A 22,871-nucleotide genomic window follows, 5' to 3' on the forward strand; every position below is an offset into this window, starting at 1 on the left:
ATTCAGGTCGCAGTGTTCGACCTCGGGAGCTGCCGGTCGATTACCGGCAACCCGCTTTGATGGATAGCGTAATGACCGATAGCGTAGAACTCTTTACCGACGGCGCCTGCAAGGGCAATCCTGGTCCTGGCGGCTGGGGCGCCTTGCTGGTGTGCAAGGGCGTGGAGAAGGAGTTGTGGGGCGGCGAAGCCAACACCACCAATAACCGCATGGAACTGATGGGCGCCATTCGCGGCCTGGAAGAGCTCAAGCGCCGTTGCGATGTATTGCTGGTGACGGACTCGCAATACGTGATGAAAGGCATCAACGAGTGGATGGTCAACTGGAAAAAGCGCGGCTGGAAAACTGCCGCCAAAGAACCGGTAAAAAACGCCGACCTGTGGCAGTTGCTGGATGAGCAGTGCAACCGCCACAACATCACCTGGAAGTGGGTACGCGGGCATATCGGTCACCCAGGCAACGAGCGGGCCGACCAGTTGGCCAATCGCGGCGTGGATGAAGTGCGCGGTTACAAACAGAGCTGACCGTCAGTCACACCGCAGCGGCCATTCGAGCTGCTGCTTCACGCCTCGCATCGCGCGGGGCGAATCCACCAGCACCGCATCGATTTTACGGCACGCCGCCGCTCGATAATCATCTTGGGTGTTAATGCCAATCGCCAGGATATGTACCTTGCCCCTGGACTGGAAACAGTCGATGGCAGGCCTTGTCCATAGCTTGGCATTCACCGGTGAGCGTGCTTCCCCAAGGGTGAAGGTTTCCACCAGCTCGGCCTTGCGCTGATACTCAAACGCCACCCAACTTCCCGCTTCGGGGGCGGGCTGGCAGTTGTGGGCCAGGGCGACGTTGGCCAAGCGGTCGCGTGTTCGGTCCCTGGATTCGAACAGGCGGGCCTGGGGGTACTGGGCAAACGCGTGTTGATAGCTGGCGTCCGTGGAGTAGATCAACACCCGGCCCCACGCATGGTTTTGCTCCAGTACCTGGGCCACGGCCCTGGCCTGGGTGTCGGCGGGCAGGGCTTTCATATCGAGGATGATCGGCGTGGTAGCCGGGATTACGGTCAACGCTTGCTGCAATGAAGGCAGCGGCACGGGACGGGTACGGTAGGGGTAGGTCACCTGGCCATTGGCCCCGTCCTGCTTGAATTGCCAGCCGGCATTGAGCTGTTGCAACTGGGCCAGGGTTTTTCCGGCCACGGCGCCGGTGCCGTCGGTATTGGCGCTCAGGTCTGTCGGTCGATACAACACCGGTACCTGGTCCAGGCTCAACTGCACCGTGAGCCATAGCACATCCACGTTATTGGCCAAGGCCTGGTCGATAGCCAGCAAGGTATTTTCCGGGAAGTCCGCCGTGCCCCCGCGATGGGCGACGATCTGCGGCAGCTGGCCAGTGGCGGCGGGCGGGGATGCGCAACCTGCCAAAAGAAGGCTGGTGACCAGCAATGCAATGGGATATCGGGTATCAATCATGGGTGTTCGCGTTCATCTATCACAGAATCAGGATCGCACCGGCGAGTTGCTCGTCAGTATCGCGTAAATCCGGCAGGGTGCGGCGAATATGCTGCAATGCCGATTCCAACTGAACGCTGCGTACCTTGCCCTGGCTGGCGACAAACGCTGCCGCATCGTCCTTTGCCGCCAGTACGACCTTGTCATCCTTGAAGCTGCTGCTGGTGCCTTTGGTGGCACTCATCGAGAGGCTGACCAAGGCGTCGGTGGTCATCACAAAGCTGGTGGCCTGGGCAGTGGCGGCGCCGATCAGGCACAGGGCGAGCAGATGTTTTGGCTTGAGCATGGGCTGGTTTTTACGCATAGAAAGGAGCGGCGCAGGCTAACAAGGGCGGTGCAGGCAAACTGCGCAAGCTTTGCTAAACCTTGTAAAAAACTGTTGGACCAGGGTGCACGGTGGCTGTCCATGGGGCGCTTGGGTTATAGAGCGTGCTAATATCCCGGCCCTTGAAATACACACACCGTTGAGAGCTGAACCCTGATGGCCATCCGATCCGTTGTACTCGATACCGAAACCACCGGCATGCCGGTGACCGATGGCCACCGGATCATTGAAATCGGCTGTGTCGAACTGATGGGCCGCCGCCTCACCGGTCGGCATTTCCACGTGTACCTGCAACCGGACCGGGAAAGTGACGAAGGCGCCATTGGCGTCCACGGCATCACCAACGAATTCCTGGTGGGCAAGCCGCGCTTTGCGGAAGTCGCCGATGAGTTTTTCGAGTTCATCAATGGCGCGCAGTTGATCATCCATAACGCGGCGTTCGACGTTGGTTTCATCAACAACGAATTCGCCCTGATGGGCCAGACGGATCGGGCCGACATCACCCGTCATTGCTCGATCCTCGACACCTTGATGATGGCCCGTGAGCGCCACCCGGGCCAGCGCAACAGCCTCGATGCCTTGTGCAAACGCTATGGCGTCGACAACTCTGGCCGTGAACTGCACGGCGCCTTGCTCGACTCCGAGATCCTCGCGGACGTCTACCTGACCATGACCGGCGGGCAGACCAGCCTGTCTCTGGCTGGCAACGCCTCCGACGGTAACGGTTCGGCCGAGGGTTCGGGCAACCGGCCTTCGGAAATCCGCCGTCTGCCGGCAGATCGAAAGCCCACCACCATCATCCGTGCCAGCGAGCAGGACATGGCCGAGCACGCGTCACGCCTGGAAGCCATCGCCAAATCGGCGGGTGCGCCAGCCTTGTGGACCCAGTTGACCCAACACTGAGTCGGGCTCATCACGGCCTGAAAGTGTGGGAGCGGGCTTGCCCGCGATGGCGGTGGATCAGTAACGAATGGGCTGACTGTCACACCGCCATCGCGGGCAAGCCCGCTCCTACAAAAACCTTATCTCCATTCGCCACATTCGCTCCCAGCTTCTACCCTGAGTACATCGCCCTCAGGACGCCAAGCCCTCATGTACAAAGACCTGAAGTTCCCGATCCTGATCGTGCACCGCGACATCAAGGCCGACACCGTCGCCGGTGATCGGGTCCGGGGTATCGCCCGGGAGTTGGAGCAAGAGGGTTTCAGCATCTTTTCCGCTGTGGACTATGCCGAAGGCCGGCTGGTGGCGTCGACCCATCATGGCCTGGCGTGCATGCTGATCGCCGCTGAAGGCGCCGGAGAAAATACCCATCTGCTGCAAAATATGGTGGAGCTGATCCGGCTGGCACGCCTGCGCGCCCCCAACCTGCCGATCTTTGCCCTGGGCGAGCAAGTCACCCTGGAAAATGCCCCGGCCGATGCCATGAGCGAGCTCAACCAACTGCGCGGCATTCTCTACCTGTTCGAAGACACGGTGCCGTTCCTTGCCCGGCAGGTGGCCCGGGCGGCGCGCACTTACCTCGATGGCCTGTTGCCGCCATTCTTCAAGGCCCTGGTGCAACACACAGCCGACTCCAATTACTCCTGGCATACCCCCGGCCACGGCGGCGGCGTGGCCTATCGCAAAAGCCCGGTGGGGCAGGCGTTTCATCAGTTTTTTGGGGAAAATACCCTGCGTTCGGACCTGTCGGTGTCAGTGCCGGAACTGGGCTCGCTGCTGGATCACACCGGGCCCCTGGCCGAAGCCGAAGCCCGCGCGGCGCGCAACTTTGGCGCCGACCACACATTCTTCGTGATCAACGGCACCTCCACTGCGAACAAGATCGTCTGGCACTCCATGGTCGGGCGCGATGACCTGGTGCTGGTGGACCGCAATTGTCATAAGTCGGTGCTGCATTCGATCATCATGACCGGCGCGATCCCCCTGTATTTGTGCCCGGAGCGCAATGAACTGGGGATTATCGGTCCGATCCCGCTGACCGAGTTCAGCCGCGAATCGATTCGCGCAAAGATCGAGGCCAGCCCCTTGACCCGCGGTCGCGAGCCCAAGGTCAAGCTGGCGGTGGTGACCAACTCGACCTACGACGGCCTGTGTTACAACGCCGAGCTGATCAAGCAGCAATTGGGCAACAGCGTCGAAGTCCTGCACTTTGACGAGGCCTGGTACGCCTACGCGGCCTTCCACGAGTTTTTCGCCGGGCGCTATGGCATGGGTACCTCGCGCACGCCCGACAGCCCGCTGGTGTTCACCACGCACTCGACCCACAAGTTGCTGGCGGCGTTCAGCCAGGCGTCGATGATCCATGTGCAGGACGGCGGGGCGCGGCAATTGGATCGTGATCGTTTCAATGAGGCGTTCATGATGCATATCTCTACCTCGCCGCAGTACAGCATCATCGCCTCGCTGGATGTGGCGTCGGCCATGATGGAAGGGCCCGCCGGGCGTTCGCTGCTTCAGGAAATGTTCGATGAGGCCCTGAGCTTTCGCCGGGCCCTGGCCAATTTGCGCCAGCACATCGCCGCCGATGATTGGTGGTTTTCCATCTGGCAACCGCCCTCGGTGGCCGGTATCGACCGGGTTGCGACCGCTGACTGGTTGTTGCAGCCGGAGGCCGACTGGCATGGCTTTGGGGATATCGCCGAAGACTATGTGTTGCTCGACCCGATCAAGGTCACCCTGGTCATGCCCGGCTTGACGGCGGGTGGCGCCTTGAGTGACTGCGGCATTCCGGCAGCGGTAGTCAGTAAATTCCTCTGGGAGCGTGGCCTGGTGGTGGAAAAAACCGGGTTGTATTCGTTCCTGGTGTTGTTCTCCATGGGCATTACCAAAGGTAAGTGGAGTACTCTGCTCACCGAGTTGCTGGAGTTCAAGCGCAGTTACGACGCCAATATCAGCCTGGCCAGTTGCCTGCCATCGGTGTTCCAGCAAGGCCCGGCACGCTATCAGGGCATGGGCTTGCAGGATTTGTGCGACCAATTGCACGGCTGCTATCGCAGCAACGCCACGGCCAAGCACCTCAAGCGCATGTACACGGTGTTACCGGAAATCGCCATGAAGCCGGCCGATGCCTACGACCAGTTGGTGCGCGGTGAAGTCGAGGCCGTGTCCATCGATGCCTTGCCAGGGCGTATCGCAGCCGTGATGCTGGTGCCTTATCCGCCAGGCATTCCGCTGATCATGCCGGGGGAGCGCTTTACCGAGTCGACGCGATCGATCATTGACTACCTGGCCTTTGCCCGGGAGTTCGATAGCAGTTTCCCAGGGTTTGTCGCCGATGTGCATGGCTTACAACACGAAGACGACGGCAACGGTCGTTGTTACACCGTCGATTGCATCAAGTGTTAAGGATGGTTATGCAAGCTGTAATGAATCCGAAGTACCCGGGGCTCAGTGTACGAGTCGCCGACGAGGGATTTGACGCCTACGTATGGGGCAATGATTTCAGCTTCGAGGTGTGCGTGTATGGCACGCCCGAACTGGGCAAGCCTGTCGATCAGTGGGCGGTGGAGCAGATCTTGCCGTACCGCAAATGCTACGGCATCGACCCCGAGGAGTTCGCCAGCTACCGCAATGCCAGCGACAGCGCGGTATTCATGGCGTATCTGGATGATCGACCGGTGGGCCATATCGTCGTCAGTACCAATTGGAACGGTTATGCCCATGTCGATGAATTGGCGGTGGTGCTCCCAGCCCGCCGGCATGGCGTGGCCAAGGCCCTGCTTGATGTGGCGCAGTTCTGGAGCCGCAAGAAAAACCTGCCGGGGATGATGCTGGAGACCCAGAACAATAACCTGGGAGCGTGCCGATTGTATGAACGCAGCGGCTACGTCATGGGCGGTATCGACCACCTGCGTTATCGCGGGATTGATCCACAGACGCGGGAAGTGGCGATTTTCTGGTATCGCTTGTTCAGCTGACACTCAAGACAGCAGGTCTTGGGCCTTCTGCGTGACAATCTCCAGCAATGCATTCAGCGCCGGGCTCGGGCTGCTGTCCCTGACCGTCAACCCATACAGGCTCACCAGGATCGGCGGTGACAGCGGGCAGGTATCCAGCCCCGCCTCCCGCGCGCCGCTGGCAGTGAACGGATCGACCACCGCCAGCCCTTCGCCGGCCTCGACCATGCTGCGCATCATCTGGTAGGTCTGCACCCGTGTCTGGATCACTGGCAACGGCCGCAGCGCTTGCAACTTACTGTCCAGCAACTGGCTCAGCGGGTCCTGGCCCTCCAGGCCGATCATCGACTGGCCGGCCAGTTCTTGCAGGGCGATGTATTTCTGCCGTGGCTTGAGCCAGCCATGGGGCGCCAGCAGTTGCAGCTTGCCCTGGGCCAGCACGGTGCTGGTGATTTGCGGGTGTTCGGGGTCATGCAGGCTCAGGCCCAGGTCGGCCTCATGCAGCAACAGGCTCTTGACGATGTCACGGGTCGGTTGGCTGGAAAGGTTGCAGGGCGTGTCCTGGAAACGGCGGCGCAACAACGCGATGCTTTGCGGCAGCAGTTGGTTGGCCAAGGGCGGCGTACACAGCGTGCGCAACGGCGGGGCGTGATGGTGCTTGAGGCTGCTGGCCAGGCGCTGGATCGGTTCCAGGGCCTCGTAGAGGTGGGCGATCTGTGCCTGCATGGCCAGGGTTTCACGGGTGGCCTGCAACCGTCCGCGGACGCTGGCGAACAGCATGAAGCCCAGTTGCTGTTCAGCGTCCTTGAGGGTGGCGTCCACATCGGACACAGCCAATTGCAACCATTCGGCGGCGGTGCCGAGGTGTCCGGTCTGCAAAATGGCTTGAATCACTTCGATATGACGTAAACGCATGCATGAAGTCCATGTTCAGCAGGTAAGGGATTCACCGGGTGAATCCTAACCCAACTCCGTTCATATGACTTCTGCCTGGAGGCACAGCCTGATCAAACAGGCGTGTTTTCGGGTTCGCGGGTCAGGGAGATCTGCGACTGAACCAGGACGAAGGTGTTGTCATCAACTTTGTTGACCCGGTCACCAATCGCCAGTTTGTAGGAGATTACAGGTTCTGAACCACCGTCCGACGGAGTGGAGTCCTGGAATTCATGCACGGAATAAACGCGGCCTTCCGCGTCACGAGCATGGAATTGTCCGACAAGTACTGCTGCCATCTGTTTAGAACCTCTGGAGAAAACACCGATTTGCGGTTCTGTAGACCGTCTTTAACGCGGGTAGTTTACCTACATAGAAAAAATACTATTCGTTGATATTCCGCTTATTTTTCCTACAAACAAAAACATCCGCCGATTGGCTACTACCTGCTGGTGATCGCCCGGCGAAGGCTCTATAACTACAAATTCCCTTAGTCAGATGTCAGGAAGGCCCCATGAGCAAGGTCTACACGATTGCCGTACTGGTCGGCAGCTTGAGAAAAGAGTCGATCAACCGCAAGGTCGCCCAGGCATTGGCGCAGTTGGCGCCGGCCAACCTCAAGCTCAGCATCGTCGAACTTGGCGAATTGCCGCTCTACAACGAAGACCTTGATAGCGCAACGCCGCCTGCGGCCTACACCACGTTCCGCCAGCAGGTGGCGGCGGCCGATGGGGTGCTGTTCGTCACTCCTGAATACAACCGTTCGGTGCCGGCGGCCTTGAAAAATGCCATTGATGTAGGCTCGCGCCCATACGGCAAGAGCGTCTGGAGCGGCAAGTCAGGTGCGGTCATCAGCGTTTCGCCGGGGGCGATTGGTGGCTTTGGTGCCAACCATCATTTGCGCCAGTCCCTGGTGTTTCTGGATGTGCCGTGCATGCAGCAGCCGGAAGCCTACCTGGGTGGCGCGGGCAGTGCGTTTGATGAGTCGGGCAAGCTGTCGGAGAAAACCCAGCCGTTCCTGCAGGCGTTCATCGATGCCTACGGTCGCTGGGTCGCCAAGCAGAAGGGCTGAGCAGATCTGCCCGTTGCCTGCTAGGCCGGTTTCACCCTCGCGCCCATGGCCCTTGCGCCGCGCATAAAAAAGCCCCGAAACCTGCGAGCCAGGTTTCGGGGCTTTTTGTTTCGCATCAGGGTCTAGCGACGACGGAATAGCGGCAACGGTTCATCCGTAGCCGCCTGGTACGTCACCGAGAAGTCCTTGAGGCTTTCCAGCGCTTCATACGGGTCTTTGTCGGCGCGCAAGGCGTAGGCGTCAAACCCGCAGCGGTGCAGGTAGAACAGCTGGTCGCGCAGCACATCGCCAATCGCCCGCAGTTCGCCCTTGTAGCCATAACGGTCACGCAGCAGGCGCGCGTTGGAGTAGTTGCGCCCGTCGGTGAAGGCCGGGAAGTTCAGGGCGATGACCTGGAAGTGTTCCACGTCGGCGCCAATCTCTTCGGCTTCTTCATCGGCGTCCAGCCACACGCCCAGGCCACCATCACGGGCCTTGAGGGCATGTCCGTGCTCACGCCACAAGGCCAGCGGCACGATCAGGTCGTCACAGTTGGAGATGCCATCGAACGACGCATCCTTGGGCAGCAGGTGCCAGGTTTCGTCGACGACTTGGTTGTTCTTAATGATTCGCTGCATAGACGCGCTCCTTGAACAGGTCAATGCCGATGCGCTGGTAGGTGTCGATGAAGCGCTCATCTTCGGTGCGCTGCTCGACGTAGACGTCGATCAGCTTGCCGATCACCTCGGGCATGGCTTCCTGGGCGAAGGATGGGCCGAGGATCTTGCCCAGGCTCGCATCGCGGCTGGCGCTGCCACCCAGGGACACTTGGTAGAATTCTTCGCCTTTCTTGTCCACCCCGAGGATGCCGATGTGGCCGACGTGGTGGTGGCCACAGGCGTTCATGCAGCCGGAGATGTTCAAGTCCAGCTCGCCAATGTCGAACAGGTAGTCCAGGTCGTCGAAACGGCGCTGGATCGATTCGGCAATGGGAATTGACTTGGCGTTGGCCAGGGAGCAGAAGTCGCCACCCGGGCAGCAGATGATATCGGTCAGCAGGCCGATGTTCGGCGTGGCGAAACCACCTTCGCGCAGCTCGCCCCACAGGGTGAACAATTGGCTCTGTTCAACGTCCGCAAGGATGATGTTCTGCTCGTGGGAGGTGCGCAGTTGGCCAAAGCTGTAGCGGTCGGCCAGGTCAGCAACGGCGTCCAGTTGCTTGTCGGTGATATCGCCAGGCGCTACCCCGGTCGGTTTGAGCGACAGGGTCACTGCGACATACCCCGGCTGCTTGTGCGCCAGGGTGTTGCGCGTGCGCCAGCGGGCAAAGCCTGGGTGCTGCTGGTCGAGCGCCGCCAGTTCGGCAGCCTGGTTGCCCAGGGCCTTGTAGTCCGGATCGACGAAGTGCTTGGCCACCCGATGCACTTCGGCGTCGGTCAGAGTGGTCTGGCCGCCGCGCAGGTGTTCCATCTCGGCGTCGACCTTCTGGGCAAATACCTCGGGGGTGAGGGCCTTGACCAGGATCTTGATGCGCGCCTTGTACTTGTTGTCACGGCGGCCATAGCGGTTGTACACACGCAGGATGGCGTCGAGGTAGCTCAACAGGTCTTGCCAAGGCAAAAATTCATTGATGAACGCGCCGACCACCGGGGTACGCCCCAGGCCGCCGCCCACCAGGACGCGGAAGCCCAGTTCGCCTGCGGCGTTGTACACCGGCTCCAGGCCGATGTCGTGGACTTCGATCGCGGCGCGGTCAGACGTCGAACCATTGATGGCGATCTTGAATTTACGCGGCAGGTAGGCAAATTCCGGGTGGAACGTGGTCCACTGACGAACAATCTCGCACCAGGGGCGCGGGTCGATCACTTCATCGGCGGCCACGCCAGCGAACTGGTCGGTGGTCACGTTGCGCAGGCAGTTACCGCTGGTCTGAATGGCGTGCATCTGCACGGTGGCCAGTTCAGCCAGGATGTCCGGCACGTCTTCCAGGGCCGGCCAGTTGAACTGCACGTTCTGGCGGGTGCTGATGTGGGCGTAGCCCTTGTCGAAGTCACGGGCGATCTTGGCCATCATGCGCGTCTGGCGCGAAGTCAGTTGGCCGTAAGGCACGGCCACCCGCAGCATCGGCGCAAAGCGCTGAACGTAAAGGCCATTTTGCAGGCGCAGAGGGCGGAACTCTTCTTCGCTCAGTTCACCTGCCAGATAGCGTCGGGTCTGATCACGGAACTGCTTGACGCGGTCCTCGATGATGCGCTGATCGTATTCGTCGTATACGTACATATAGGTCCTGTTCTCGGCAAATCTGCGCGCACGGCCGCGCACTCCCAACGGAGCCGGCGCACGATACCAGCTTGCGTTTATGCGCAAAAGTGATGTTTTAGTATATGCAAAGAACCAAATCGACTAATGAGAACGGTTATCGCGATACCCACATTTGTCATGCGGGCAATCATCGACTTTACTGTGGACGAGTCTTAATGCAATCAGCCATAAAACCGACAAGAGGCGATGCGATGAGCAATCCAACCAAAGCCCGTAAACCCGACAGTACCGTGGACGCCTGGGCGATTCTGTTCCTGATTATCCTGGTGGTTTCCACCGCCGTGTTCTGGGTCAGCCATCAGTAAAGGGAACTGATCGCCACCAAACTGTCCGATCTGCCGTTAAATAGCCAAGATCAAAAGGCTTATTGCCACTATTATGATCTGTCAATTTCCGGGGTTCGGGCAGTAATGTTGAAGGTTCTCTGCGGGTGCTTGTGGTGGGTGGGGATGGCGTTCGGGACGATGGCCCATGCAACGTCGGTGGTGTTTCTCAACCCAGGTCTGTCTACTGAAACCTTCTGGATCAGCTATGCGCAATTCATGCAGGCCGCGGCCAAGGACCTCGGCCTGGATTTACGCGTGCGTTATTCCGAGCGTGATCCGCAAAACACCTTGCTGCAGGCCCGCGAAGCATTGCAGGGCCCGCAGCGCCCGGATTACCTGGTGCTGGTCAACGAGCAGTACATCGCCCCGCAGATCCTGCGCATGGCCCAGGGTAGCCAGGTCAAGCTACTGTTGGTCAATAACGCCCTGACCCCGAACCAGATGCAACTGCTGGACGCCGGGAAGTACCCGAACTGGATGGGCAGCCTCACGACCAACGACGAGGAGGGCGGGTACCTGATGCTCAAGGAGCTGCTGCGTCAACATGGCCCTGTGCCGTCCGGTGGCACCCTTGAGTTGCTGGCGTTTTCCGGCGCCAAGTACACACCGACCTCTCAGGCGCGCGAGCAGGGCTTGCAGCGGGCCTTGCGCGAACACCCCGAAGTGCATCTGCGCCAGTTGGTGTATGGCGAATGGAGCCGCCAGCGCGCATTCGAGCAGGCGACCCAGATGTTCAAGCGCTACCCCCGGGCTACCCTGGTCTGGTCGGCCAATGATGAAATGGCCCTCGGCGCCATGCAGGCCTTGAATGGCAGTGGCCGTGCACCCGGCAAGGACGTGTTGTTCAGCGCGATCAACAGCTCTCCCGATGTCCTCCAGGCGCGGCTGCAAGGGCGGATCAGTGCGCTGGTGGCCGGGCACTTTACGGTCGGTGGCTGGGCCATGGTGCTGCTGCACGACGATGCCGTGGGCGTGGACATCCAAAGCCATGGCGGGCGCGAGCGCCAGGTGAAACTGTTCCAACTGATTGACGGGCCACAGGCCCAGCGCTTGCTGGACCTGCGTAACCACGAGGGCGACGGTGTGGATTTTCGTGCACTGTCGGCCCAGGGCAAGCCTGCGGCCTACCAATACCCCTTCAGCATGCAGTTGCTGTTGAAGTGACCGGGCCTAGACCCCGGCCAGATGCAGCACCAGCTTGACGATGGCAAAGAGCGCCAGGGCAAATACGGCGGTAAACAAAATGCCCAGCACGACAAAATGGCTGGGCTTGCCATGGGTAAAATCCCGCGCGCGGTTCTTCCCGCTCTGCACGCCAAATGCAGCAGCCATCACGCTATGAAGCATCTGCCAGAAGGTCGGCGGTTTGTTGTTCGGGTCGTCCATGAGTCCTCCTGCGAGGTCTGGGGGGAGTTGCTGCTCCCAACAGGATAGACGTAGTTACCGCGATTGGCCGTGACCCCCATGGTGTGCTGGGCCTCCTTTTCCCGGAGCCGCATCATGACCGACTTGCCCCCATTGCCGGCAACGCCCAGCATCCATCGCCCGTTATTGATCAGCGCCACGCCGCAATGGTTGATCGATAGCACAACCTCACGCCGCATGGCCCTCAAGCACAACCACAGCCCGCTGCCGCCAGCCTATTGGCATGCGACACCCGAGCAGCGCGAGCTATTGCACGACTGTTTTATCGCAAGTTTTACCGCCCAGACGGCTCTGGACCAAAGCCTGTCTGCCTTGCAGGACATCGACACGTTTGCCAGGCCGCTGCTGCTCCAGGCGCTCAAGGAGCAGTACGACGTTACCTTGGCCCCCCACGTCGCCACTTGGCTGAGCCTGCGAAAGGCCCTGCACATCACCGATCTGAACCTTGAAGCGCGAACCTACGACTTTTTGCAGCTGGAGCTGCTGCAGGCAGCGCTGCACAACTTCGAAGAGTCCGAGTCCGCAGAGGGGGCCTTTCATTCATCGTCGGGTTTTCGCTGGCAGGTGTCATCGCCTGGCGCCGCCGTCGCCCCGTTGCTGCCGGTCCGATTGGGGAGCCTCACGGTCTATCAGTTCATAGGGCTGTGCCGCCGCCTTGATCTGGGCGGGCAGTACCAGGCCTACCTCGCGGACTTTTTTTCCACCCACGAAACCACCCTGCGCCAACAATTCATTGCCAGCCAAAAGGCCGCGATGCGGGCGGCGGCCGAGTTGGCCCTGTTGCACGAGGACATTACCCAAGACGATTACCGCATGGTGCTATCGGTGATCGCCGGCGAACGCGCGCCGCAGATGGGGGGGCAACCGGTATGGCTCTGCGACCTGGGCTTGATGAAGTTGCGCATGACCGGTTGCGTGCTGTTTCTGGCCTTCGATGATGAGCATGTCGATTCGCCAATCCTGTATATCCCCCAGGACCCATACCAGCCTCTTAAGCGCTATACCAATCATGCGCAACTGCTGGCGACCTTGAAGCAACGCTTCAGCACGCCAGGCTCAGCCTCGACCCGTGTGGAGCGCCCCACGGCCTATCAGGCTTTTTTCAGTCAGTTCGTCGAGTATGCCGAGCGCCCGCATTACTTCAGTCAGTTCACCGAGGATGCGCCAGACGCCACCCTGCGCGAGAAAATCGGCACGAACTTCCCCGGCATCGGCCAGTTCTATGAACTGCTCAGCCAGGTAACCCCGTTCAAACTGAAGAATTTTCCGCCCTTGCCCCTGGCCCCGCAGGTGCCCAACCCGGACCCCTATTTGGCGCCCGTGGCGCTGGCTTTCAAAAACCAGGTATTTGGTAGCGACAAAGTCGACCTGTGGACCTACCTGTATGAGCGGCACCAGGACAAGTGCCTCGCCGATGCCGCCGGCCATGCCGTGCCCACCGCAGATGTCGACGCCGGGGTGCGAACGCGCAAACTGGCCATGCTGCTCAACATCGGGATGTTCGGCTTGAGTGCGCTGGTGGGGTTTGTGCCAGTGCTAGGGGAGCTGATGATGGCCGTGATGGCTGAGCAGTTGTTGAAAGAGGTGTTCGAGGCTTCGCAGCAGTGGGCCGAGGGCGATCGCAGGGCGGCCAGGGCGCACTTGATCGACCTGGCGCAAAACCTTGCGTTGCTTGGCGTGACTGCGGTGGGCGGCAAGGCCCTGAGCGCGTTGAGGCATGAGCCGGTTATCGAAGGCCTGGTCCCGGTGAAGCTACCGGATGGCCGGGTCCGCTTATGGAAGCCCGACCTGGGCGCGTACCCAAGTGAAGCCGCCCTGGCGCCCGGCAGTCAGGCCAATGCCCTGGGGCAGTACGAGGTCGATGGCAAACTCCATGTGCAGATCGATAACGTGCTCTACGAAAAGACCTTTGACCCGCAGCTCAAGCAATGGCGGATAAAACACCCGCGCGATCCGCTGGCGTACCAGCCGCTCCTCGAACACAACGGGGCCGGGGCGTGGCGGCATAGCCATGAGCGCCCCCTGACCTGGGACCGCCTGACCCTGCTGCGGCGATTGGGGCCGATTACCGAGGGTTTCTCGGATGAAACCTTGAGGGTGGTTGGCAACGTCAGCGGTGTGCACGACGATCTGCTGCGCAAAGTGCATCTGGACGGTTTGCCGGTGCCCGCCGTGCTGGCCGATACCCTGGAGCGGTTCAGGGCCGACCAGGACGTTGGCGAATTGATCGAGCGCCTGCGCCGCGGCACCGGCCTGCAGGACCGCCATGAGTATGCCTTGCCCCTCACCGTGGAAATGCCCGGCTGGCCTCCCGGGCGGGTGCTGGAGGTATTTGAGGCAGTCGCCATCGTTGAGCGCAGCCAGCCGGTATCGACCAGGCTGGGCGAGGAGCAGGCCTGGCGCCTGTTGGGCACGCCACAGCGTGGCGACCCACTTGGGGTGCCCGTGACTGATGAGTGGGACGGCGCGCGCCTGGAGCCGACAGGGCGCTCGGTTTGCTATGGCAGCCCGTTGTCGTTGGATGATAGTCGTCCGACCCTGAAAATCAGCCGCGCCGATGTGCAGCAAGGCAGGCTCGCCCAGGTGGTTATGAGCGGCCTTGACGAGCAGGAAATCACCGCTTTGCTGGGCAGCGGCAAGCCCAGGGAACAAGCCTTCAATGAGCGCCTGGCGGACTATGCCCTGCAACGGCAGACGGCGCTGTTCGACGCCCGGCTACAGGGCAATGGCGCGCCCATGAGCGACGGCAGGCCACTGCAGCGACGGTTTCCCGCGCTGTCCAGGCGTGCTCTCGACGAGTTGCTCAACCGCGCCAGTCCACAGGAATTCAGGCGCCTGCAAGACAGTGGGCATGTCAGCGCGCGGCTCGACCACCAGGCCCGTATCAGTTTGCAGCAGGCGCGCTTGAGCCGGGCGCTCAGCGGCCTGCACCGTGACCGGCTGGCCAATGCCGACAGCGACCGACTCGCCTTGCAGGGCCTCGCGCGCCTGCCCGGATGGCCCTCAGGTGTGCGCCTTGAGATGCGTTTGGAGGGCATTCACGGCCCTTTGCTGGACAGCATTGGCCCGGAGCACGCTGTTGTGCGCCGATACCTGGTCAGCAGCGGCGAGGGCTTCCAGGCCTTTGATGCAGGCGCCCGCGCACTCAATAGCGCGCCTGCCCATGGACGCAATCTTTTCCAGTCGATCATCGACGCGTTGCCCGATGAGGCGTGCAGGTCGTTGGGGCTGACTGGCCAGGCCGCAGATTTGCAGCAGGTGCTGGCGACCTATGCCAGTGGGCAGCGCGAGCTCATCGCCCGGGACATCCTCAAGCTGCGCACGCCGCGCTCTAGGCCTGCCTGGCGCCTGTCGAGCGGGCGCCTGGGGTATGAACTGTCGGGAAGGGGCGGGCTGTTCGCCATGGATGACGCGTTGATCGCCCATGCCCGTAGCGTGTATCCGAATATCAGCGAGTCCCAGGCTCAGGCGCTGATAGCTGCGCGCCGACGCGACGGCGAGAGCAATGCGCAAATCTGGCGGTTGTTTGCCAACCGCCAGCGCGAATTGACGGCCTTGCGCGCGACCCTTGAGCAGTGGGCGGGGGCATATGAGAGTCGCCAGCGCACGGTTGACGACCTCATCGATTGCTGGCGCCAGGGCTTTGATCGGGACAGTCCGGCCGATAGCACCCTGAGTCTACGAGGGGAGCAGGCGCTGCCCGAGTGGCACGCCGACTTTTCCCATGTCCGCACCCTGAACCTCACCGGGAGCAGATTTCTTGCCCAGGAATCCAGCCGCTTACTGCGGCCGTTTCCCAACGTGCGGCATTTGCAACTGGATGTGCGTCCCGAGCACCTCGACGCGCTGACAGAGCATTTGGCGAGTGCTCCCGGCATCACCCAACTGTCGCTTAGCGGCCCGTCGCTCACTTATTCAGCACAAGTGCTGCGCCCGCTTGAACGCATGCCTGAACTGCGCCAGTTATCCCTGGCCGGCGGCCTGCAAACCCTGGATGTCAGCGGGTTGAGCGCGTTGCGCCGTTTAACCGTGTCCGGGCTCCTGGAAACCTGGCCGCAAGGCTGTCTGGAACTTGAGCACCTGGAGTTTCTGGATGTGGCCCAGACTCCGTTGCGCTCCTTGCCTGCGCCACTGTTTACCGGGCATCAACGCTTGTGGCGCGGCCTGCATATGAACTGGTCGGCCTTTGAGCCTGAGGAGTTCATGCGGGTATATGCGTACCTGCATGACAACCCGGCCCATCTGGTCGAAGAGCTGCGGCTGGTCCAGGCCTACTGCGAAGGCGCCCTGGGCAGCCTGCAGTCCGGTGGCCCGGGTTTTGTCGAACGTGTCTTGGCCAGTTTCAAAACGCGCGGGCTGACTTCCCGCCAGCGTCTGGAGAGCGTCAACAGTGTGCGCGAAGAACACCGCCAGTTGGTCGATGACCTTGAGCAATGGTCTGATCGCGATTCAAACATTGGCAGGGTTGAGGTCGAGCGGCAGGTGGCGTCGCAAAAACTCCTTGATTGCTGGCTCGAAGGCCTGGAGCCGCGCATTGTTGGCGAGGGCCAGCCACCTGCTGGTGCCGCGATGCTGGACCTGTCAGGCGCCAACCTGATTGATTTGCCTAAGTTGCCCGCCGTGGGGTTTACCCATGTGCGCAGCCTGAACCTGAGTGACATAGGCGTGTCGCTGGAAGGCATCAATACCTGGCTTGGCCACTTCCCCCAACTCGACAGCCTGGGCCTGGCCCGCAACAATCTGACCGATCTGCCCTCGGCACTGGGCCAATGCCCTTCATTGCGCCATCTGGACCTGTCCCATAACTGGCTGGTCATCACGGCCCCGATCCAGGCGGGGTTGAGCCGGTTGACCGGCCTGGTATCGCTGCGACTGCCCTACAACCCCATCAGCCGCCTGGACGTGAGTGCGCTGCGCGAACTGCGCAGCCTCGACCTGAGCCATAGCGCGCTCAGCGAGTGGCCCGAGGGTGTGCTTGCACTGCCGTTGCGCAGCCTGGACTTGAGCCACAGCGCCGTGACCTCGATCCCCGAGGCGGCGCTGCAAGGGCATGACTTCCTGCTGTCCAATACCGACTTGCGCGGCTGTCGCTTGAGTGCGACGGCCCGCGCAGAAGCCCGGGTGTTTGCGCGACGCTACGCCCGCGAGAATCCGGCCGTCCCGCTGGAAAGCCCCCTGGGCATCCCCCGCGACCTTCTGGCCCAGGGTATGACGGGGGGCGAGCCGGAGTATTTTTCCGAGGATGCGTTGCGCCGCCCCGATTTGCTGGCTGCGCTGCCGCCCACAACCGCCGAGCTGCTGCCCGCGGCGCGCCTGCAACGCCTGGACCCGGCACTGGACGCCACGCAAGCAGCGGCTTATATCGAAGAGTTACACGCCGACGGCTTGGAAACGGTGCAGATCCACGAGCGCCTGGCGCAATGGGAAGCGCAGTATGCGCAATGGGTGCCGCTGCTCAATGAGTGGATAGATGTGCATGGGTACCTGGACGGCGGCTGGATCAGCGCGTTGGACCGGCGGCGTGCAGCGGATCGGCTGCTGGAGAGCTGGCGCTACAGCCTGCGCGCCGGGTCTGTGGGGCCGGGAGTGAATGGGGTGGGGCGCCTGGATCTTTCCGGGCTGGCTATCGGCGATTTGCCGACGTTGCCTCAATATTTCGCCCACGTCAGCGAGCTGAGCCTGAACCGCGTGCGACTCACGGCCGAGGGCTCCAACGGCTTCCTGCGCGCCTTCAGCCATGTGCGCAGCTTGACGCTCAGCAACAATGGCTTGCGCGCGTTGCCCGAGGCACTCAGTGAGTTCCGCGCTCTGCGTCGGCTGGACCTGGGCCGCAATGAACTGCAGAACGCGGCGCAGTTGCAGGCCAATCTGGCGCAGATGCCCGAGCTCGAATGGCTGGACCTGGGTGACAATATTCTCAGTGAGCTGGACGTAAGCGGCCTGCTGCGGCTCGACAGCCTGTACCTGCAACGCAACTTGCTGGACGACTGGCCGATGACAGTGCTCGAGTTGCCACGCCTGCGCACCCTGGACCTGAGTGACAACTGGATCGAGACCCTGCCGGATGAGGCGTTCGAGCCGCAACGTAATCTGTTGATGGCGGGGACCAACCTCTTGGGCAACCGCCTGGACCAGCCAAGCTGTGAACGCTTGCAGGAGTATCTGGCCCAGACCGGCAACGGCCTGGGGTTTTCCACCGAGCAGCTTGAAGTCATGCTTCTGGAGTATTGGGAGCGCGACGAACAAGGGGCTTTTGACTCACCTGACTACTCGCTGAACCACCCGGATATCGAGACGGCCCCGGTGCAAAAGGCCCAATGGTTTACTGACGTGCCAGCACACTCGTCAAAGCACCGGATCTGGGACGAACTCAGGGCCCAGGAAGGCAGCGTCGATTTTTTCTTCACCCTCTCGCAACTGCGCAATACCGAGGACTTCCTGGAGGCGCGTGCCGAACTGACACAGCGCGTGTGGAAGGTACTGGAAGCCATCAGCCAAAACCCGGCCATGCGCCGCGACCTGTTTGCCCGGGCGACGGCGATGATGCCGGACGTCACCTGCGGCGATGGGCGGATCCTGATGTTCAATGCCCTGGAAACCCGGGTCCTGGAGTTTGATGCGCTAAAAATCGCCGAGCGTGGGCAGGACGGTGCCACGCTGCTGAAATTCGCCCGTAGCATGCTCCGCCTGGAGGCCGTGGAAGGCATCGCCAAGGCTACTGTCGAGAGCCGTCCAGATATCGACCCGGCAGAGGTCCGCCTGGCGTTGCGCATTGGGCTGGCGGCGCGCCTGGAACTGCCCCGGCAACCCGCCGGCATGCTGTACAGCGAATTGTCGCAGGTGACGCCGGCCGACCTGGATCGTGCCTATGGGACGATTGTGCAAGGCGAAAGCGCAGTGGGCTATGAAGAAAGGCTGGTGGGCCTTGAGTATTGGCGCAACTATCTGAAGAAAAAATACGCCACGAACTTCGCAGCCCTGGCCCGCGAGCTGGAGCACAAGACCGACGCGCTGGATGCGCGCTACCCTGACAATGGTGCGGATTACCTGCGCGACTATGCCGTGCTGGGCACCTGGATCAAGGAGCAGCGCGCGGCGCTGGCGATCCGCCTTACCCAGCAGGAGCGCGCAGCACTCAACCTATAAGCACAGCCGCATGCCGCTCTACTGTAGGCGCGAACTTGCTCGTGAAAAACCCAAGGGCGCCGCGTCGCCCTTGTCAGCTCGCGTCTACAAAAAGCCGGTCAGTTGTCGTAACCCAGGTTCGGTGCGAGCCAGCGCTCGGTCACGGCCAGGTCCTGGTCTTTACGGGCGGTGTAGCTCGTCACCTGGTCCTTGTCGATCTTGCCCACGGCAAAGTACTGCGCCTGCGGGTGGGCGAAGTACCAGCCGCTGACCGCCGCCGCCGGGAACATCGCGTAGTGCTCGGTGAGGAACACGCCGCTGCGGCCCGCGTGCATCTCGCGGGCCTGGGGGTCGAGCAGTTGGAACAGCTGGGCCTTCTCGGTGTGATCCGGGCACGCCGGGTAGCCGGGGGCAGGGCGGATACCGCTGTACTGCTCCTTGATCAGCGCTTCGTTGTCCAGCTCTTCATCCTTGGCATAGCCCCAGTAGTCTTTACGCACTTGCTGGTGCAGCCATTCGGCGCAGGCCTCGGCCAGGCGGTCGGCCAGGGCCTTGACCATGATCGAGTTGTAGTCGTCGCCCGCATCCTGGTAGGCCTTGGCCACTTCCTCGGCGCCGATGCCGGCGGTGGTGATAAAGCCTCCGATGTAGTCGGTCACGCCGCTGTCCTTGGGCGCCACAAAGTCGGCCAGGGAGAAGTTCGGCTTGCCGTCAGTCTTGATGATCTGCTGGCGCAGGTGATGCAGCTTGGCAATCGGCTGGCCATCGTCGCCGTACAGCTCCAGGTCATCCTCCTGCACCTGGTTGGTCGGCCAGAAGCCGAACACCGCGCGGGCGCTGATGAGTTGTTCGTCGATCAGCTTCTTGAGCATTTCCTGGGCGTCGGCGTACAGCGCGGTGGCGGCTTCACCCACCACCTCATCGGTGAGGATGCGCGGGAACTTGCCGGCCAGGTCCCAGGAAATAAAGAACGGCGTCCAGTCGATGTATTCGGCCAGCACCTTGAGGTCGATATTGTCCAGCACCTTGGCCCCGGTAAACTTAGGCTTGACCGGGGTGTAGGTGCTCCAGTCGAACTGTGGCTTCTTGGCGATGGCCGCCGCGTAGCTCAGGCGTTCGGTGCGGGCGCTGCGGTTGGAGGTGCGCTCGCGCACGTCGATGTATTCCAGGCGGGTCTTCTCGACAAACCCGGCCTTCAGCTCCTTGGACAGCAACTGCGTGGCCACGCCCACCGCACGCGAGGCGTCCGTCACGTAGATCACCGCGTCATTGCTGTACTTGGGCTCGATTTTCACCGCCGTGTGCGCCTTGGAGGTGGTAGCGCCACCGATCATCAGCGGCAGGTGGAAGTCCTGGCGCTGCATCTCGCGGGCCACGTGCACCATTTCATCCAGGGACGGGGTGATCAGCCCGGACAGGCCGATAATGTCGCACTTCTGCTCCTTGGCCACCTGCAGGATCTTCTCGGCGGGCACCATCACGCCCAGGTCGACGATGTCGTAGCCGTTGCATCCGAGCACCACGCCGACAATGTTCTTGCCGATATCGTGTACGTCGCCCTTGACCGTCGCCATGAGGATCTTGCCCTTGGCTTCCGGCTTGTCGCCTTTTTCCAGTTCGATAAACGGGATCAAGTGCGCCACGGCCTGCTTCATCACCCGTGCCGACTTCACCACCTGGGGCAGGAACATTTTCCCGGCGCCAAACAGGTCGCCGACGATGTTCATGCCGGACATCAGCGGGCCTTCGATCACCTCGATCGGGCGCGCGAACGATTGCCGGGATTCTTCGGTGTCTTCGACGATATGGGTGGTAATGCCCTTGACCAGCGCGTGTTCCAGGCGCTTGTTGACTTCCCAGCCACGCCACTCCTCGGTCTCGGCTTCCTTGACGCTGCCGTCGCCCTTGTACTTGTCGGCGATGGCGAGGAGGGCGTCGGTGCCGTCCGGCGTGCGGTTGAGCACCACGTCTTCCACGGCGTCGCGCAGCTCGGCCGGGATCTGGTCGTAGATCTCCAGTTGGCCGGCGTTGACGATGCCCATGGTCAGGCCGTTGCGGATCGCATACAGCAGGAACACCGAGTGGATCGCCTCGCGCACCGGGTTGTTACCCCGGAACGAGAACGACACGTTGGACACACCACCGGAGGTCAGCGCATACGGCAGCTCGTCGCGGATGTAGGCACAGGCGTTGATGAAGTCGACGGCGTAGTTGTTGTGCTCTTCGATGCCGGTGGCCACGGCGAAGATGTTCGGGTCGAAGATGATGTCTTCGGGGGGGAAGCCCACTTCATTAACCAGAATGTCGTAGGAGCGCTTGCAGATATCTTTCTTGCGCGCCTCGGTGTCGGCCTGGCCGGCTTCGTCGAACGCCATTACCACCACCGCCGCGCCGTAGCGCTTGCACAGCTTGGCGTGGTGGATGAACTGCTCGACGCCTTCCTTCATGCTGATGGAGTTGACGATGCCCTTGCCCTGGATGCACTTGAGGCCGGCTTCGATCACTTCCCACTTGGAGGAGTCGATCATGATCGGCACGCGGGAGATATCCGGCTCGCCGGCAATCAGATTGAGGAAGGTCACCATGGCCTTCTTCGAATCGAGCATGCCCTCGTCCATGTTGATGTCGATCACCTGGGCGCCGGCTTCCACTTGCTGCAGGGCGACTTCCAGGGCTTCGGTGTAGTTGTCCTCGCGGATCAGCCGGGCGAACTTGGCGGAACCGGTGATGTTCGTGCGTTCGCCGACGTTGACGAACAACGACTGGCGATCGATGGTGAACGGCTCCAGGCCCGACAGGCGGCAGGCCTTGGGAATGTCCGGGATCTGGCGCGGCGCGTAGCCGGCCACGGCCTTGGCGATGGCCTCGATATGCCCCGGCGTGGTGCCGCAGCAGCCGCCGACGATATTGAGGAAGCCGCTTTGGGCGAACTCTTCGATGACCTTGGCGGTTTGCGCTGGCAACTCGTCGTACTCGCCGAACTCGTTGGGCAGGCCGGCGTTGGGGTGCGCGGAAACGTAGGTGTTGGCCTTGTTCGACAGTTCTTCCAGGTATGGCCGCAACTCACTGGCACCCAGGGCACAGTTCAAACCCACGGAAATCGGCTTGGCGTGGCTGATGGAGTTCCAGAACGCTTCGGTGGTCTGGCCTGACAGGGTGCGCCCGGAGGCATCGGTGATGGTCCCGGAAATCATGATCGGCAACTCGACGCCGAGTTCTTCGTACACGCCCTGCACGGCGAAGATCGCGGCCTTGGCGTTGAGGGTGTCGAAGATGGTTTCGATGAGGATCATGTCCGCACCGCCTTCGATCAGGCCTTTGGTGGCTTCGGTGTAGTTCTCCACCAGTTCATCGAAGGTGACGTTGCGGTAGCCGGGGTTGTTCACGTCGGGCGACAGCGAGCAGGTGCGGCTGGTCGGGCCGAGTACGCCGGCGACGAAGCGCGGCTTGTCGGGGGTCTCGAGGGTCTTGGCGTCGGCGACCCGGCGGGCCAGGCGTGCGCCTTCCAGGTTCAACTCGTAGGCCAGGGCCTCCATGCCGTAGTCGGCCTGGGACACATGGGTGGCGTTGAAGGTGTTGGTCTCGAGGATGTCGGCACCGGCATCCAGGTACGCTTTCTCGATCCCGCCGATCACGTCCGGGCGGCTCAGGATCAACAGGTCATTGTTGCCCTTGACGTCGCTGGGCCAGTCGGCGAAGCGTTTGCCACGGTAGTCCTCTTCCTCCAGCTTGTAGCTCTGGATCATCGTGCCCATGCCGCCATCGAGGATCAGGATGCGTTCCTTGAGGGCTTGGTGGAGGGCTTGCAGGCGAGTGCTACGATCGGACATGGGACTACTCTAATCAGGCATTACGGAGGGCGTGGATCATAGCAAACCTGTGCGCTTTTAGAGCCTGCCTGGGTTTTGCATGAATATCGCTCATGTTGATAGCGGGCCGACATCGGTAGAATCGCGG

At 61.7% G+C, this 22,871-nt stretch carries 15 protein-coding genes; 7 read left to right on the plus strand and 8 right to left on the minus strand.

The window, feature by feature from the left end; genetic code table 11:
- Positions 1 to 71 precede the first annotated feature (71 nt).
- On the plus strand, positions 72 to 524 hold the full coding sequence (gene rnhA / locus HBO19_RS08195; protein ID WP_029291380.1) for a ribonuclease HI: 453 nt from the start codon (positions 72 to 74) through the stop codon (positions 522 to 524).
- 3 nt (positions 525 to 527) lie between these two features.
- Here rnhA and HBO19_RS08200 read toward each other — a convergent pair whose 3' ends face one another.
- Together HBO19_RS08200 and HBO19_RS08205 are read right to left on the minus strand one after the other, a co-directional pair.
- Positions 528 to 1,469: a glycerophosphodiester phosphodiesterase family protein gene (locus HBO19_RS08200; protein ID WP_170057253.1), complete on the minus strand. Its 942-nt coding sequence runs from the start codon at positions 1,467 to 1,469 to the stop codon at positions 528 to 530.
- A 19-nt stretch (positions 1,470 to 1,488) separates the two neighbouring features.
- Complete coding sequence (locus HBO19_RS08205; protein ID WP_170057254.1) at positions 1,489 to 1,794, minus strand: DUF2388 domain-containing protein; 306 nt, start codon at positions 1,792 to 1,794, stop codon at positions 1,489 to 1,491.
- A gap of 201 nt (positions 1,795 to 1,995) precedes the next feature.
- Here HBO19_RS08205 and dnaQ point away from each other — a divergent pair, with 201 nt between their 5' ends.
- The 3 genes from dnaQ to HBO19_RS08220 all read left to right on the plus strand — a co-directional run bounded on the left by dnaQ (position 1,996) and on the right by HBO19_RS08220 (position 5,753).
- Complete coding sequence (gene dnaQ, locus HBO19_RS08210; protein ID WP_170057428.1) at positions 1,996 to 2,736, plus strand: DNA polymerase III subunit epsilon; 741 nt, start codon at positions 1,996 to 1,998, stop codon at positions 2,734 to 2,736.
- A gap of 189 nt (positions 2,737 to 2,925) precedes the next feature.
- Positions 2,926 to 5,181: an Orn/Lys/Arg decarboxylase N-terminal domain-containing protein gene (locus HBO19_RS08215; RefSeq protein WP_170041308.1), complete on the plus strand. Its 2,256-nt coding sequence runs from the start codon at positions 2,926 to 2,928 to the stop codon at positions 5,179 to 5,181.
- A 20-nt stretch (positions 5,182 to 5,201) separates the two neighbouring features.
- Positions 5,202 to 5,753, plus strand: a complete 552-nt coding sequence (locus HBO19_RS08220; protein WP_169953322.1) for a GNAT family N-acetyltransferase — start codon at positions 5,202 to 5,204, stop codon at positions 5,751 to 5,753.
- 3 nt (positions 5,754 to 5,756) lie between these two features.
- On the opposite strand, the gene HBO19_RS08225 is transcribed toward HBO19_RS08220, so the two are convergent.
- Together HBO19_RS08225 and HBO19_RS08230 are read right to left on the minus strand one after the other, a co-directional pair.
- Positions 5,757 to 6,647, minus strand: a complete 891-nt coding sequence (locus HBO19_RS08225) for a LysR substrate-binding domain-containing protein (protein WP_169953263.1) — start codon at positions 6,645 to 6,647, stop codon at positions 5,757 to 5,759.
- Between the two features lie 92 nt (positions 6,648 to 6,739).
- Positions 6,740 to 6,964 carry a hypothetical protein gene (locus tag HBO19_RS08230; protein WP_170041309.1) on the minus strand — a complete coding sequence of 75 codons (225 nt, stop codon included), beginning with the start codon at positions 6,962 to 6,964 and terminating at the stop codon, positions 6,740 to 6,742.
- Positions 6,965 to 7,179: 215 nt separating this feature from the next.
- Between HBO19_RS08230 and HBO19_RS08235 the strand changes: the two genes are divergently transcribed.
- Complete coding sequence (locus HBO19_RS08235; RefSeq protein WP_170057255.1) at positions 7,180 to 7,737, plus strand: NAD(P)H-dependent oxidoreductase; 558 nt, start codon at positions 7,180 to 7,182, stop codon at positions 7,735 to 7,737.
- Positions 7,738 to 7,859: 122 nt separating this feature from the next.
- On the opposite strand, the gene HBO19_RS08240 is transcribed toward HBO19_RS08235, so the two are convergent.
- Entirely contained in the window at positions 7,860 to 8,354 is a 495-nt protein-coding gene (locus tag HBO19_RS08240; RefSeq protein WP_169953269.1) for a DUF934 domain-containing protein, read from the minus strand.
- Positions 8,338 to 9,996, minus strand: a complete 1,659-nt coding sequence (locus tag HBO19_RS08245; protein ID WP_170057256.1) for a nitrite/sulfite reductase — start codon at positions 9,994 to 9,996, stop codon at positions 8,338 to 8,340. The genes HBO19_RS08240 and HBO19_RS08245 overlap by 17 nt, the downstream gene beginning before the upstream one ends.
- A gap of 452 nt (positions 9,997 to 10,448) precedes the next feature.
- On the opposite strand from HBO19_RS08245, the gene HBO19_RS08250 reads away from it, so the two are divergent.
- On the plus strand, positions 10,449 to 11,528 hold the full coding sequence (locus HBO19_RS08250) for an ABC transporter substrate-binding protein (RefSeq protein WP_170057257.1): 1,080 nt from the start codon (positions 10,449 to 10,451) through the stop codon (positions 11,526 to 11,528).
- Positions 11,529 to 11,534: 6 nt separating this feature from the next.
- On the opposite strand, the gene HBO19_RS08255 is transcribed toward HBO19_RS08250, so the two are convergent.
- The gene (locus HBO19_RS08255) at positions 11,535 to 11,750 is read right to left on the minus strand and encodes a DUF2970 domain-containing protein (protein ID WP_169953275.1); all 216 of its coding nucleotides are present in this window, start codon (positions 11,748 to 11,750) and stop codon (positions 11,535 to 11,537) included.
- Positions 11,751 to 11,864: 114 nt separating this feature from the next.
- On the opposite strand from HBO19_RS08255, the gene HBO19_RS08260 reads away from it, so the two are divergent.
- Entirely contained in the window at positions 11,865 to 18,935 is a 7,071-nt protein-coding gene (locus tag HBO19_RS08260; RefSeq protein ID WP_170057258.1) for an NEL-type E3 ubiquitin ligase domain-containing protein, read from the plus strand.
- 98 nt (positions 18,936 to 19,033) lie between these two features.
- On the opposite strand, the gene metH is transcribed toward HBO19_RS08260, so the two are convergent.
- Entirely contained in the window at positions 19,034 to 22,744 is a 3,711-nt protein-coding gene (gene metH / locus HBO19_RS08265) for a methionine synthase (RefSeq protein WP_170057259.1), read from the minus strand.
- Between the last annotated feature and the right edge of the window lie 127 nt (positions 22,745 to 22,871).

It is taken from the genome of Pseudomonas sp. WS 5021 (assembly GCF_012985535.1).
Lineage (GTDB): Bacteria > Pseudomonadota > Gammaproteobacteria > Pseudomonadales > Pseudomonadaceae > Aquipseudomonas.

Coding starts and splice junctions, on each gene's coding strand:
- HBO19_RS08205 (WP_170057254.1), bottom strand. CDS start 1,794: ATGCTCAAGCCAAAACATCTGCTCGCCCTGTGCCTGATCGGCGCCGCC.
- HBO19_RS08215 (WP_170041308.1), top strand. CDS start 2,926: ATGTACAAAGACCTGAAGTTCCCGATCCTGATCGTGCACCGCGACATC.
- rnhA (WP_029291380.1), top strand. CDS start 72: ATGACCGATAGCGTAGAACTCTTTACCGACGGCGCCTGCAAGGGCAAT.
- HBO19_RS08230 (WP_170041309.1), bottom strand. CDS start 6,964: ATGGCAGCAGTACTTGTCGGACAATTCCATGCTCGTGACGCGGAAGGC.
- HBO19_RS08200 (WP_170057253.1), bottom strand. CDS start 1,469: ATGATTGATACCCGATATCCCATTGCATTGCTGGTCACCAGCCTTCTT.
- HBO19_RS08260 (WP_170057258.1), top strand. CDS start 11,865: ATGACCGACTTGCCCCCATTGCCGGCAACGCCCAGCATCCATCGCCCG.
- HBO19_RS08235 (WP_170057255.1), top strand. CDS start 7,180: ATGAGCAAGGTCTACACGATTGCCGTACTGGTCGGCAGCTTGAGAAAA.
- HBO19_RS08245 (WP_170057256.1), bottom strand. CDS start 9,996: ATGTACGTATACGACGAATACGATCAGCGCATCATCGAGGACCGCGTC.
- HBO19_RS08220 (WP_169953322.1), top strand. CDS start 5,202: ATGAATCCGAAGTACCCGGGGCTCAGTGTACGAGTCGCCGACGAGGGA.
- HBO19_RS08240 (WP_169953269.1), bottom strand. CDS start 8,354: ATGCAGCGAATCATTAAGAACAACCAAGTCGTCGACGAAACCTGGCAC.
- metH (WP_170057259.1), bottom strand. CDS start 22,744: ATGTCCGATCGTAGCACTCGCCTGCAAGCCCTCCACCAAGCCCTCAAG.
- HBO19_RS08225 (WP_169953263.1), bottom strand. CDS start 6,647: ATGCGTTTACGTCATATCGAAGTGATTCAAGCCATTTTGCAGACCGGA.
- HBO19_RS08255 (WP_169953275.1), bottom strand. CDS start 11,750: ATGGACGACCCGAACAACAAACCGCCGACCTTCTGGCAGATGCTTCAT.
- HBO19_RS08250 (WP_170057257.1), top strand. CDS start 10,449: ATGTTGAAGGTTCTCTGCGGGTGCTTGTGGTGGGTGGGGATGGCGTTC.